Consider the following 12,445-nt stretch of genomic DNA (forward strand, 5'->3'; position numbering starts at 1 on the left):
GAGCGTGATGAGCGACCCGTGGGACTTCCTCGTCTCGGGCGACGTCGACGCGGCCGTGGCCACGGTCACCGGCCTCGACGAGCAGCGCCGCCGGCAGTTGGGCGCCGAGCTGGTGACGCACGTCCGCCGCCGGCGTGACGACTGGTGGCCGGGCGACCAGGCGACGGCCCTGGCGGTCGCCGCGGTCGGCTGCCTGCCCACTGCTGCGAAGGTCGCCGAGCTGCTGGGCCGGCGGTCCGTGTTCCTGGGGGCCGCCGACCCGGACCCGGTGATCGGGGTGGCCCGGCAGCGGGGAGTCCCGTGGCTGGCGGAGCTGGCCCACCGGCTCGCCGACGGGGCGGACCCGGCGGCGAGTTGGTGCTTCGTCGCGGACCTGCTCACCGCCGAGGGCGCCCCGCCGCCCACCGGCGACCGGGTGGTGCAGGGGTGGGTCGCGGCGGCGGCGTGGCCCCGGGAGCGGCTGCGGTCGCTTCCGCTGCTGGAGCGGCTGCGCGCCGACCCGTTCCTGGACGCGATGGTGCCCCGGCTGTTCGAGGTGGACGGCATCGGCGCTCAGCTGCCGTTCACCGATCTCCGGACCCTGGAGGAGACGGGAATGCCGGGCGCGCTGGCGCGGTTGGCCGGCGAGGGCCGGTTGGCGCGCACCGCCCTGCTCGACGGGTGCGTCGGTCGGCTCCTGCGCGGCGACCGGCCCGCCGCGCTGCGCCCGTTCGTCGCGCTGCACGTCCTGCTCGCGCCCACCGCCGCCGAGATCGACGAGCGGCGCCCCGCCTACCTGCGGCTGCTCGCCGACGCGCCCGCGAAGGTGGCGACGCTGGCGCAGAAGGCGCTGCGCGGCCTGGCCGACGTGGAGTTCGAGGCCCTCCTCGACGCGTCCCGGGCCGTGCTGGTCCGCCCGGACAAGACGCTGGTCCGCGCCCAGCTCAGCTGGCTGGACCAGCTCGCCCGCCGGCACCCCGACCGGGCCGCGGCGGTCGCCGCCGTGCTCGCCACGGGGGCCGACCACCCCGTGGGCGACATCCGCGACCGGTCCGCCGCACTGGCCGCCCGGCACGGACACCGGGCCGTCCCGCCCGTCGTGACCACCCCGGCGGGCGACGACCTCCCGCCGCCGCCCCCCACCGCGTCGGCGCCGGCGCCGATCACCGACCCCGACGAGCTCGCGGAGGAGGTCGCCGCCGGGCCCACCCGGTCGGCGATGGCGCTGGAGCGGATCCTCGACGCCGTCGTCCGCCTCGCCGGCACCGACCGGCAGCGCCTGGGCGCGGCCCTCGCCCCGGTGCTGCGCCGCGAGCCGGGCCGCTTCGGGGGAGGGGTACATCCCTGGGACCCGTGCTGCCTCTGCGGCCTCGTCGGCGACGTGCTGCACGCGGCCACCGACCCGCTCGCCGCGGACGCCCGGCGGGGCCGCTGGACGGCCCCGTTGGCCGCCTGGCCCGGCACCGTCCCCGGCCCGGCAGTCCAGGTCGCTTCCGACGATCCGCCGCCGCCCGCCGATCCCCGGGTGCCCGCGCCGCAGCGCCTCCTCCGCGCCCGGCTCGCCGAGATCGGCAGCCTGGTCGGCGCGCCGTACCCGGGCCTGGTCGCCGCCCCCACCCTGTCGAACGGCGCCGTCGACCCGGTGGCCCTCCACGAACGCCTGGCGCGCCTCGGCGACCGCGAGCCGTGGTCGACCGACCTGACCCAGGCACTGCTGCGGCTGCCCGCCGTCGTCGACGAGCCGCTCGCCACCAGGGCCGAGGCGCTGCGCACGCCGGCGGGCGACAGGCTGGCGGCCTGGCTGCGCGGCGGTGGGCTGCCCCGTCCGACGCACCGGGTCGTCACCGTGCGACGTCGGCTGCCGCACGACTGGAAGGAACACGGGCTGCCGCCCCAGCGGACGCACGTCGAGCTCGCTGCGCCGGACGGCGTCGCCGATCCGCTCGGTCTGCTCACCGTGCCGGCACCGACCGAGACGTGGCACGGGGACTGGGTGGGGTTCTGGCCGGCGACGCTGCCGGGCTACCGGGGCCTGGTCGCCGCCCACGTTCTGCCGACCGTGGCGAGCGGTGCCGACCACGGCGTCTCGGGCGCCGCCGCCGTCCTGCCGTTGCTGGCCGAGGGCACCGGGGCCGGCGGCCCGGCCCTCGACCTCACGCTGGCCTACGGGCTCGGCGCCCGGCACGAGGTCGACCAGGTCGCCGCCCTGGATGCCCTGCTCCTGCTGGCCGCCGCCGGCGACCTGGACGAGCCCGCGGTCGGCATGCACCTCGGCACCCTGGCCGCCGACGGCGCGTTCCCCCTCTCCCGGGTGGCCCGGCCGCTGCGCGACGCGGCGGGCGCCGGTGCCCCGCTCGCCGTCTGGCGCCTCCTCGCCGCGACCCTGCCCGCCGTGCTCGCCGCCTCGCCCGCGCCGCGTGGCACCCCCGACCTGCTCACCCTGGCCGCGGAGACGGCCGAGGCGACCGGCGTACGGATCGAGGTGCCGGGCCTGGCAGCCGTCGCCGCCCGGGGCGGATCGACCCGCCTGGTCACCGAGGCACGGCGGTTGTCCACGATCCTCGGCCGGTAGGCGGCGGACCGCGCGGCGCGCCGCGATAGGTGGGCGGGCCGGGGCGGCGGCGCGGCCGTCGCGCGGCGCGGCACAGGCGGCGGAGTACGGCCCGCCGCTTGTCCGCGCCCGCCCGGGGGTGGATCCTCTAGGGAATCGACAGAAACGAATCTATGGAGGTTCGATGCGTCGTCGCCCGCTCGCCCTGCTCCTGCTCGCCGCGCTGCTGCTCGGCCTGCCGGCGCCCGCCCACGCCGCCCCCGGCCAGGCCGACGCCGCCCACGCCGCGGCCACGCTAGCGCAGGTCCGCACCGCCGGCACCGCCTGGGGGCTCGACCCCGCCACCGGCCGGATGACCCTCACCGTCGACGACACCGTCTCCGACCGGGACGTGGCCGCGCTGCGGGCGACCGCCGCCCGGGCCGGGGCGGTGCTCCGCCGCGAGCCGGGTGAGCTGCGCCTGCTCATCGCGGGCGGGCAGGCGATCTACGGCGGGAGTGGACGGTGCTCCCTCGGCGCCAACGTCCGCCGGGGCACCACCTACTACTTCGTCACCGCCGGCCACTGCACCGCCACCGCCTCCACCTGGTACGCCGACGGCGGGCAGACCGTCGTCCTCGGCACCCGGGCGGGCAGCAGCTTCCCCGGCAACGACTACGGGCTGGTCCGCTACACCGGCTCGGTCCCCCACCCCAGCGCCGTCTACACCTACCCCGGCCTGCTCACGATCAACGGCGCCGGCAACGCCTACGTCGGCCAGACGGTCTGTCGCAGCGGCTCCACGACCGGGGTGCGCTGCGGCACGGTCACCGGGCTCAACGTGACCGTGAACTTCGCCGGCGGCGCCGTCAGCGGCCTGATCCGGACCAACATCTGCGCCGAGCCGGGCGACAGCGGCGGGCCGCTCTACGTCCCCGCCACCGGCGTCGTCCTCGGCATCCTCTCCGGGGGCAGCGGCAACTGCACCACCGGCGGCACCACCTACTACCAGCCGATCACCGAGATCCTGGCCGCGTACGGCCTGACCATCCCCTGACCGACCACGTGCCCGGCCCGACCCGAGCGACGGGCCGGGCCGGGCACGGCCGGTCAGCCCTTGCGGCCGCTGGCGGCGATGCCCTCGATGAAGCGACGCCGGGCGGGGGAGGAACAGCGGAGGTGGAACACCCGGGCGGAGGCCGAATGACGCCTTCGGCACCGACGAAGGATGGTCAGGCCGCCCGGGGGGTGAGGAGGTAGTCGTCGGCCTCGGGGCTCCACCGCAGGTCGACCACGCCGCTGGTGGCGGCCGCCTTGCAGAACTGGAGGAAGCTGCGGTAACCCAGCTTCTTCTCGCTGAAGTCGGGCCGCGCCCGGCGCAGCTGGTTCTTGAGGCCGGAGAGGGCCACCGCACCCTCGGCGCCGGCGAGGTCCGTCACCACCGAGCCGAGCAGCCCGAACGCCACCTCCCGGTCGCCGTGCTCGGGCAGGGAGACCTCGGGGTCGCCCTTGGCGGGGCCCTCCGCCAGCTCGACCACGTTGTGCCCGGCGAGGTGCCGCAGGAGTTCCCCGAAGGTGCGGAACCCGTAGTCGGACTCGCTGAACGTCGGGTCCTTGCGCAGCAGGGTGCGCTTCAACGTCGAGGCGGTCACCTCGCCGCTGGAACTGCCCTGCAGGCCGGCGACGGTCTGGGCCACGAGCACGGCGAGCGTGTCGACGTCCCGGACGGCCTCCTCGGCCGCCGCCTGTGGCTCGGGCTCGGGCTCCTGCTCCACCCGCGGCACGTCGGGGCTGGGCAGCCGGGCCGGGCGGCCCCGCCGGACCCGGGCGGGCGGGATGTCGACGCCCTCCAACCGGTCGTAGTAGAGGAACTCGTCGCACGCGGGGGGCAGCAGCGCCGAGGTCGAGTTCTCCACGCCCACGCCGATGACGCGCTTGTTCAGCTCGCGGAGCTTGTGGACCAGCGGGGTGAAGTCACTGTCACCGGTGCAGATCACGAAGGTCGAGATGTACCCGCGCTCGAAGGCCAGCTCCACCGCGTCCACGGCCATCTTGATGTCGGCGGCGTTCTTGCGCGAGGCGCCCATCCGCTGGGGAATCTCGATGAGCTCGACGTGCGACCGGGTCAGCATCCGCCGGTCCTCGTCGAAGTACGACCAGTCCGCGTACGCCCGGCGCACCACCACCCGGCCGCGCTCGGCGAGGGCGTCGGCGATGGGACGGAAGTCGAAGGCCACGCCGCCGAGGTGGTCGCGTGCCCCCAGCGCGAGGTTCTCGTAGTCGAGGAACAGGGCGATGCGGTCTTCGTGATCCACGCAGGTCAGCCTACCCCCGGCGAGGTGCCGCGCCGTCCCGGTCCGCCGCCGCCCGCGGCGGTGTCGGCCGTGGCGGATGCCGGACCTAGCGGTGGCCGACATCCGGATGCCGCCCGGGCTGCGCGACGGCGCGGGCGCGGCCCGCCGCGCCGCGGGCGTACGACGGCGCGCCGAAAGTTGCGCTCCCGCTCTCCCGATGTTCACGCCCACACCGCTAGCATCGCTGCTCATGAATACGAGGAGCAGTGCCCGCTCGGGGCCCAGAAGGCTGGCGATGGCGTTCGCGCTGGCCGTCGTGCTGGTGGCGCCCGTGGCGGTGACGGCGGCGGCGTCGGCCGCCACCACCCTGACCGTGGCCCAGGCGCTCGCCGCGCAGGACGGTCGGACGGCCGCCGTGACCGGCTACGTCATCGGCCAGCCGACCAGCAGCACGACGGTGCTCAGGTCCGGCTTCACCTCGGACACCGCGATCGCGATCGCCGACACGGCGGCCGAGACCGGCACGAGCAGGATGCTCTACGTCCAGGTCACCACCGCCTACCGGAGCACGTTCGGGCTGCTCACCAACCCGAGCCTGCGGGGCCAGCGGATCACCGCCACCGGCACGTTGACCGCCTACTTCAGCCACGGCGGCCTGAAGAACCCGACGGCGATGACCCTCGGCGGCACCGCGCCCTCGCCGAGCCAGTCGCCGACCCCGGTCCCGACGACCAGCCCGGTACCCGGCGGCGACTACGACTCCACCTACTACGCCAACGCGATCGGCAAGTCCGGCACGGCCCTGCGCAGTTCGCTGCACTCCATCATCAAGGTGCAGACGAAGCTCTCCTACGACCAGGTGTGGGAGGCGCTGCGGGACACCGACCAGGACCCGGCCAACAGCAACAACGTCATCCTGCTCTACACCGGGCGGTCCCAGAGCAAGACCAGCAACGGCGGCGGCGTCGACGACTGGAACCGCGAGCACGTCTGGGCCAAGTCGCACGGCGACTTCGGCACCGCGACCGGCCCGGGCACCGACGTCCACCACCTGCGGCCGACCGACGTCTCGGTCAACTCGACGCGGGGCAGCAAGGACTTCGACAACGGCGGCAGCCCCGTCGCCGAGGCGCCGGGCTGCTACACCGACGCCGACTCGTGGGAGCCGCGCAACGCGGTCAAGGGCGACGTGGCCCGCATGATCATGTACATGGCGATCCGGTACGAGGGCACCGACGGCTGGCCCAACCTGGAGCTGAACCAGTCGGTCAACAACGGCACCGCCCCGTACCACGGCCGGATGTCGGTGCTGCTCCAGTGGAACCAGGCCGACCCGCCGGACGCGTTCGAGAAGCGCCGCAACCAGCGGATCTACGAGCGCTGGCAGGGCAACCGGAACCCGTTCGTCGACCACCCGGAGTGGGCGAGCGCCATCTGGGGCTGATCCCCCCGCCCCACGCGGCCGGTCCCCTCGCCCGGGGGCCGGCCGCGCCTCGCGGTGGACCGCGTCGGGGTCGGTCAGCCGGCCGGCCCGGCGACCGCCACGGGGCGGCCCGGCGGCTCCGGGACGAACGGCAGGCTCTTCGGCTCCACCGGCCGGGGCCCGCCGGCCGGATGCCGCCACAGCCCGCGCTCGCGCAGGATCGGCGGTCGGGGCGGGGCCGAGGCGTGGAGCGCCGCTCAGCGGAGGCGGGCGTACGCCAGCGGCAGCGGGCTCGGCTGGCCGCTCCACGTGCCGGTCAGCACGGCCCCGTCCGACGCGGTGCCGCCGTCGAGGCGGCGCACGACGGCCAGTTCCACGGGATCGGTGACGATGAGGGTGAGGTCGTCCTCCACCACGCGGCGCACCGCGCCGACGGGCGGGACGTCGGCGCCCCGGGTGCCGCTGCCGGCGATGGCCATCGTCGGCTCGCGGTGCTCCCGCCGGCCGTCGACCTCGAAGTACTCCTCCGCCTGCCCGGCGTCGGCGAGGACGGCTGCCGCCAGCGTCGCGGCGTAGACGGGGTCCGCGCACGCGTCGTAGACCCAGCGGCGGCCGAGCACGGAGTGCTCGGTGGTGCCGACGAGCCAGTCGTCGCCGCCGTCCAGGGGTGCGTCGCGGTAGGTGAGCGGGACCTGATGGATCGGCCCGTCGCCGGCCCGGACGAGCAGCGTCTCCACGCCGACGGCGCCGGCCGGGTCGTCGAACCGGTAGGCCGCCACGCGCTCGACGTCGCCGTCGGCCGGCCCCTGGTACCACGGCCGGCCGGGCAGCCACGCCGCCAGGAGTGCGAACTTCGTGGGGTGCATCTTCGCCCGGTGCAGCAGCGCCATACGTCGCATCGTAGGGGCACGGCCGCGCCCCGCGCTGACCCGACCGTGCCCGGCGGCCCGGTGGGCCGGTGCCGGGCACCGGACCACGCGGTGGCGTAGCGGCGCAGCCCGTCGACGTCGGACCGCGTCAGCCGGCCCTGCGCGGCCAGCAGGTCCAGGTGCGCGGCGGGCAGGGGAGCAGCGGCGACCGCGACCGATCAGGGCCCCGCCTGGCCCGGCCCCTCGTCGGCGGCCGCGACGAGCATGGCGACGAAGCGGTCGCACCAGGCCGCCACCGTCGTCCGGTCGAACAGGTCCGTGGAGTACTCCACGACGCCCCGCAGGCCGCCCTCGTGCGGCGTGAGGATCGTGGCGTAGTCACGGCGCGCGCAGGCGAGCCCCTGGTCGGTGGCGCGCGCCACGATCCCCGGCAGCCGCACGTCCGGCATGCCCGGATTCCAGCCGAACAGCATCGTGGCGACCGGTGGCGGCATGCCGACCCGCCAGTCCGGGTCGAGGGCCGCGTACACCTCGGCCAGGGGCGCCGGCTGGTGCCGGATCGCGTCGAGGAACGCCTGGGCCGTGCCGGCCACCAGCTCCGGAAAGGACACCGCGCGCTCCAGCGGTGGCCGCAGCAGCAGCGGGCTGGTGAACAGCCCCACGACCGACTCGTCCTCGCGGTTGTCACGGTGGGCGTACGGGCAGGCGAGCACCACGTCACGGATGCCGGCGAGTTCGCACAGGAGCAGCGCGTACCCGCTGGCCAGGACGGGGAACAGCGTCGTGCCGCAGCGCTCGGCGAGGCCGGTCAGGCGGTCGGTCAGCTCGCCCGGGACGTCGAAGGTGAACTCGCTGCCCCGACCGGAGAGCCGCGCCGGCCGAGGGCGGTCGGTCGGGAGCGACAGCGCGCGGGGCGATCCGGCGAGCTGGTCCCGCCAGTACCGCAGGACGGCCGGCGAGACGACGGCCGCCCGTTGCCGGCGCGCGTGGTCGACGTAGCGTGCCGTGGGCGCGGCGGGGGCCGCACCGGGACCGACCTCGGCGGCGTAGCCCCTGCCCAGCTCGTCGAGCAGCTGGAGCATCGACCAGCCGTCCCCGCACAGGTGGTGCACGACGAACATCAGCACCCAGGCGTCGTCGCCCAGCCGCGCCAGCCGGGTCCGTAGCCATCGTCCCGTGTCGTCCGGGAAGGGCTCGCGGCCGGTCCGCACGCACCACCGCTCGACCTCGTCGGCGGCGAGGTCGAGCACCGGCAGCCTCCCCGGCCGGGCGGCGAGCACCTCCTGGACCAGCTCACCGTCCCGTTGCACCAGGCGGGTGCGCAGCGCCTCGTGCCGGGCGACCAGGCCGTCGACCGCCCGTTCCAGGGCCGGCACGTCGAGCCGACCGGTGAGGGTCACCCGTACCGCCATGTGCACGGCCGACGGGTCGGGGGCCTGCCGCTGGCGGTGCCACATCAGTTCCTGCTGGTAGGTCGCCGGCGCCCGGTCCACGACCTCGTCCGGGGCCAGGTCGCGGTCCACGATCTCCGCCCCGCCGTCCACGGTCAGGTCCCGCGCCATCGCCCGGATGCCCGGGATGCGCAGCACCCGGTGCGGGCCGACCTTCACGTCCAGCAGGTCGGTGAGCCGGTTCGCCAGCCGTACGGCCGCCAGGGAGTGACCGCCCGCGGCGAAGAAGGGGACGTCCACGGGCAGCCGGGCAACCCCGAGCTCGGCGCACCAGGCATCGTGCACGAGCTGCTCCAGGTCGGTACGGGGCCGGTCGTCGCCACCGGTCACGGCGGGTGCCGGCAGCCGGGACCGGTCCACCTTGCCGTTGTCCGTGGTGGGCAGGGCGTCCAGCAGCACCCAGGCCCGGGGCACGAGGTGTGCGGGGAGACGCTCGGCCAGCACGGCGGCAAGTCGGTCGGCGCGGGTCGCCGCCGGTCCCCCGTCGTCGTCCGCCACGACGTACGCGGCGAGGTACGGCTCGTCGCCCCGGTCGTGCCGGGCGACGACGGTGGCCTGGCGCACCCCGGGCAGCAGCGCCAGCTCCGCGGCGGACTCGCCGGGCTCGGTCCGCTGTCCGGCGATCTTGACCTGGTCGTCCACCCGGCCGACGAATTCGAGGGTCCCGTCGCCACGTTCCCGGACCAGGTCCCCGGTGCGGTAGACCCGCGCCCCGGGCAGACCGGGGTCGGGCAGGAAGGCGGCGGCGGTCGCCGCGGGCCGGCCGAGGTAGCCCCGGGCGACGCCGGCCCCACCGACGTACAGCTCCCCGACCGCCCCCCGTGGCACCGGCACGCCCGTGTCGTCCAGCAGGTACAGGCGACGGTTGTCGACCGGGTCGCCGATGTCGACCGGCCCCGGGTCCCCCGCCCGCACCGGGCCCGCCGTGGTGACGATGCTGCTCTCGGTCGGACCGTAGGCGTTGATCACCTCGGCCGGGAAGCCGGCGGGCGGTCGACGCCGGAGCTGGCTGCCGCCCACGACGAGGGTGCGTGGGGCGCGGGCCGGCATCGGAAGAGCGAAGACCAGTTCGGCGAGCGGCGCCGGCAGGAACGCCACCGTGACGCCCCCGCGGGACCACTCCTCGACGAGCGCCGCGGGGTCGGCTCGCGCCTCTTCCGGTACGAGATGCACGGTGGCGCCGGCGGCGAGCGCCGGATGGATCTCGGCGAGGTTCGCGTCGAAGCCGAGTCCGAGCGCGTGGCCGACGGTGTCGGCTTCGGTGAGGGCGAGGGCCCGCACGTGCCAGTCGACGCTGTCCACGGCGGCCCGGTGCGGCACCAGGACGCCCTTCGGCCGCCCGGTCGAGCCGGACGTGTGGACGCACCAGGCCACCTGCTCCGCCGCCGGCACCCGGTCCGGAGCCGGCAGGTGCGGGTCACCGGAATCCTCGACCCGCAGGCAGACCGCGTCCGCCGGCGGCTCCACGTCCCTCGTGGTGACCAGCAGCCGGGCGCGACTGTCAGCGAAGAGGGTGGCCACCCGGGCGGCGGGCAACCGTGGGTCGAGGGGGAGGAAGCCAGCGCCGGCGATCAGCACGGCGAGCTGGGCGGCGATCAGCTCCGGTCGGCGCGGCAGGAGCACCGCGACGAGGTCGTCGGGCACGACGCCCGCCGCGGCGATCCGGCGGGCGAGCAGGTCGGCCCGCTCCCGCAGTTCGCGGTACGTCCACCGGGTCGTCCCGCACACCACCGCGACGGCGTCCGGGGTACGGGCCGCCTGCCGCAGGAACAGCTCGTGCAGCCGGGCGTCGCCGACGGGCGTTCGCGGCCCGTGCAGGCGATCGGCGGAGTCGTCCAGGTACGCCGCCAGAGCGGACAGCGGCTCGTCAGGCTCCCGGGTCGCCCGGTCGAGCAGCCGTTCGACGTAGTCCAGCAACCGGCGCACCGTCGCCCGGTCGAACACGTCGGTCCGGTACTCGACGTGGCAACGCACGGTGTCGCCGTGCGACAGGTGGACGACCAGGTCGACCGGGGCCTTGTCCAGGCCCACCGGGATCGGCTCGGCGGTGACTCCCGGCAGGTCGAACAGGAACGCCGGGGCGCCGCGCTCGTACTCCACGACCACGTCGAAGAGCGGATGGCGACCGGCCTCCCGGTTCGGGGCGAGCGCGCGGACGAGGTCGTCGAATTCGACATCCGCGTGTTCGTAGGCGTCCGCCGAGCGGTACTGGATCCGGGCGAGCAGCTCCCGGAAGGTGGGGTCACCGGCGAGGTCCAGCCGCAGCGGCACGGTGTCGACGAAGAACCCGATCAGACCTTCGGAATCCTGGTCGCGACCGCTCATGCCGGTGCCGACCACCAGGTCCGGTTGGCCGCTGAGCCGGAACAGGGCCACCCCGATCGCGCTGAGCAGGGTGGTGAACGGGGTGACCCGCTCGGCGAGCGCGAGCCGCCGGATCCGTTCGGTCAACTCCACCGGGAGCTCCGCGAGGAGACTCTCACCGGCGGCCGAGACGGTGGCCGGCCGCTGCCGGTCCGAGGGCAGGACGAGGGTGGGCGGCAGCGGGTCGAGCAGGTCGAGCCAGTACGCCAGGCTCCTGCCCAGCCTCTCCCGGTCCGACCGGGCACGCGCCCGGGCCAGTTCCGGGTAGGTGACCGGTAGCGGGGGCAGCGCGGCCGTCGTGCCGGTCGAACGGGCCCGGTAGCACGCACCGACCTCGCGGGTCAGGACCGTGTGCGAGCCGCCGTCGGTGGCCAGGTGGTGGAACGACATCACCAGCACGTGGTGTGTCGGGGAGAAGCGCAGCAGCTCGAAGGCGAAGACCGGTCCCTCGACGAGGTCGAACACCCGCGCGCTCTCCCGGGCCATCGCCGCCCGCACCACGGCGTCCTCGTCGGCACCGGAGTGCTCCCGCACCGGGAGGTCCACCGCCGTCGTCGGCCGGACGACCTGGCACGGTTGCCCGTCGACCTCGCGGTAGGTCGTCCGCAGTGGCGCGTGCCGGTCCACGACGTCCTGCAACGCCCCGCGCAGCGTTCCCGGGTCGAGCGCGCCGCACAGCCGCACGGCCGCACCCTCCGTGTAGGCGGGGGTGCCCGGGTACGCCTGCTCGACGAGCCAGAGCCGCCGCTGGCCGGGCGTCAGCGGCGCGGTCTCGACGGCCGTCGGCGCGGCGATCCCGACGGCCCCCGGCGCCGCCGTCCCGGTGACAGCCGGCGCCGCCGTCCCGGTGGCAGCCGGCGCCGCCGTCCCAGTGGCAGCCGGGACCGGGACCGCAGCCGGGGCGGAGGCCGCTCCGCCGTCACCACCGCCATCGGTGCTGGTGCTGGTGCTCGTCCCACGGCCGCCGCCGAGGAGGGCGAGCTGCTCGCGCATCAGGTCCAGTTGGCGGTGCACGATCGTGACGAGGTCGGCCGACACGTCCCCGGGGGCGCCGACCGGACCGGGCGGCGCCGCCGACGCGACGGGCACGGCAGGCGACGCCGCGGGCACGGCAGCCGACGCCGCGGGCACGGCAACCGACGCGGCGGGTCGGCCGGTGGGCGGGGCCGTCGGAGGCAGCACGCCCACCGGGGCGCCGCGGGTCACCACCTCGGCGAGCCGGCGGGGGGTGTCGACGGTGGCGAACAGGTCCCGGACCGGAACCCGCACCCCGAACGCGTGGTCGATCTCCCGGGACATGGTGATCAGGAGCAGCGAGTCGGCACCGAGGCCGAGGAACGTCTGGTCCGGCTCGACCTCACCCACGTCCAGTCCCAGCCGCTCGGCCGTCAGGGCTCGGATGCGTGCGAGCACGTGATCGGCCCCGGCACCGTGCCCGGCAGGCGGCCGGGGCGGTTCCGGCTCGGCTGCCGCCGGCGAGCCGGCCACCCCGGGCACGGCGGGCGCGGAGGGCGCGGCGGGCGCGGAGGGCGCGG

Annotated in this window: 6 protein-coding genes; 3 read left to right on the forward strand and 3 right to left on the reverse strand. The window is 76.0% G+C overall.

Annotated features, from left to right (window positions below; genetic code table 11):
- The first annotated feature begins 7 nt into the window (after nucleotides 1-7).
- Together AB0G13_RS21170 and AB0G13_RS21175 are read left to right on the forward strand one after the other, a co-directional pair.
- Nucleotides 8-2,551, forward strand: a complete 2,544-nt coding sequence (locus tag AB0G13_RS21170) for a DUF6493 family protein (RefSeq protein WP_357876654.1) — start codon at nucleotides 8-10, stop codon at nucleotides 2,549-2,551.
- Nucleotides 2,552-2,714: 163 nt separating this feature from the next.
- Nucleotides 2,715-3,566 carry a S1 family peptidase gene (locus AB0G13_RS21175; RefSeq protein ID WP_357876642.1) on the forward strand — a complete coding sequence of 284 codons (852 nt, stop codon included), beginning with the start codon at nucleotides 2,715-2,717 and terminating at the stop codon, nucleotides 3,564-3,566.
- A gap of 175 nt (nucleotides 3,567-3,741) precedes the next feature.
- On the opposite strand, the gene AB0G13_RS21180 is transcribed toward AB0G13_RS21175, so the two are convergent.
- Nucleotides 3,742-4,824 (reverse strand): PIN domain-containing protein, encoded by a 1,083-nt coding sequence (locus AB0G13_RS21180; RefSeq protein ID WP_357876644.1) that lies wholly within the window; start codon nucleotides 4,822-4,824, stop codon nucleotides 3,742-3,744.
- 274 nt (nucleotides 4,825-5,098) lie between these two features.
- Between AB0G13_RS21180 and AB0G13_RS21185 the strand changes: the two genes are divergently transcribed.
- Nucleotides 5,099-6,247 carry an endonuclease gene (locus AB0G13_RS21185; protein WP_357876646.1) on the forward strand — a complete coding sequence of 383 codons (1,149 nt, stop codon included), beginning with the start codon at nucleotides 5,099-5,101 and terminating at the stop codon, nucleotides 6,245-6,247.
- 236 nt (nucleotides 6,248-6,483) lie between these two features.
- On the opposite strand, the gene AB0G13_RS21190 is transcribed toward AB0G13_RS21185, so the two are convergent.
- Nucleotides 6,484-7,116: a hypothetical protein gene (locus AB0G13_RS21190; RefSeq protein ID WP_357876648.1), complete on the reverse strand. Its 633-nt coding sequence runs from the start codon at nucleotides 7,114-7,116 to the stop codon at nucleotides 6,484-6,486.
- A 197-nt stretch (nucleotides 7,117-7,313) separates the two neighbouring features.
- The gene (locus AB0G13_RS21195; protein WP_357876650.1) at nucleotides 7,314-12,323 is read right to left on the reverse strand and encodes an amino acid adenylation domain-containing protein; all 5,010 of its coding nucleotides are present in this window, start codon (nucleotides 12,321-12,323) and stop codon (nucleotides 7,314-7,316) included.
- Between the last annotated feature and the right edge of the window lie 122 nt (nucleotides 12,324-12,445).

It is taken from the genome of Micromonospora sp. NPDC023633 (assembly GCF_040640035.1).
Lineage (GTDB): Bacteria > Actinomycetota > Actinomycetes > Mycobacteriales > Micromonosporaceae > Micromonospora.

What these genes read in the sequence shown, in the direction of transcription:
- AB0G13_RS21170 (WP_357876654.1), top strand. Translation starts at nt 8, where the DNA reads ATGAGCGACCCGTGGGACTTCCTCGTCTCGGGCGACGTCGACGCGGCC.
- AB0G13_RS21175 (WP_357876642.1), top strand. Translation starts at nt 2,715, where the DNA reads ATGCGTCGTCGCCCGCTCGCCCTGCTCCTGCTCGCCGCGCTGCTGCTC.
- AB0G13_RS21185 (WP_357876646.1), top strand. Translation starts at nt 5,099, where the DNA reads ATGGCGTTCGCGCTGGCCGTCGTGCTGGTGGCGCCCGTGGCGGTGACG.
- AB0G13_RS21190 (WP_357876648.1), bottom strand. Translation starts at nt 7,116, where the DNA reads ATGGCGCTGCTGCACCGGGCGAAGATGCACCCCACGAAGTTCGCACTC.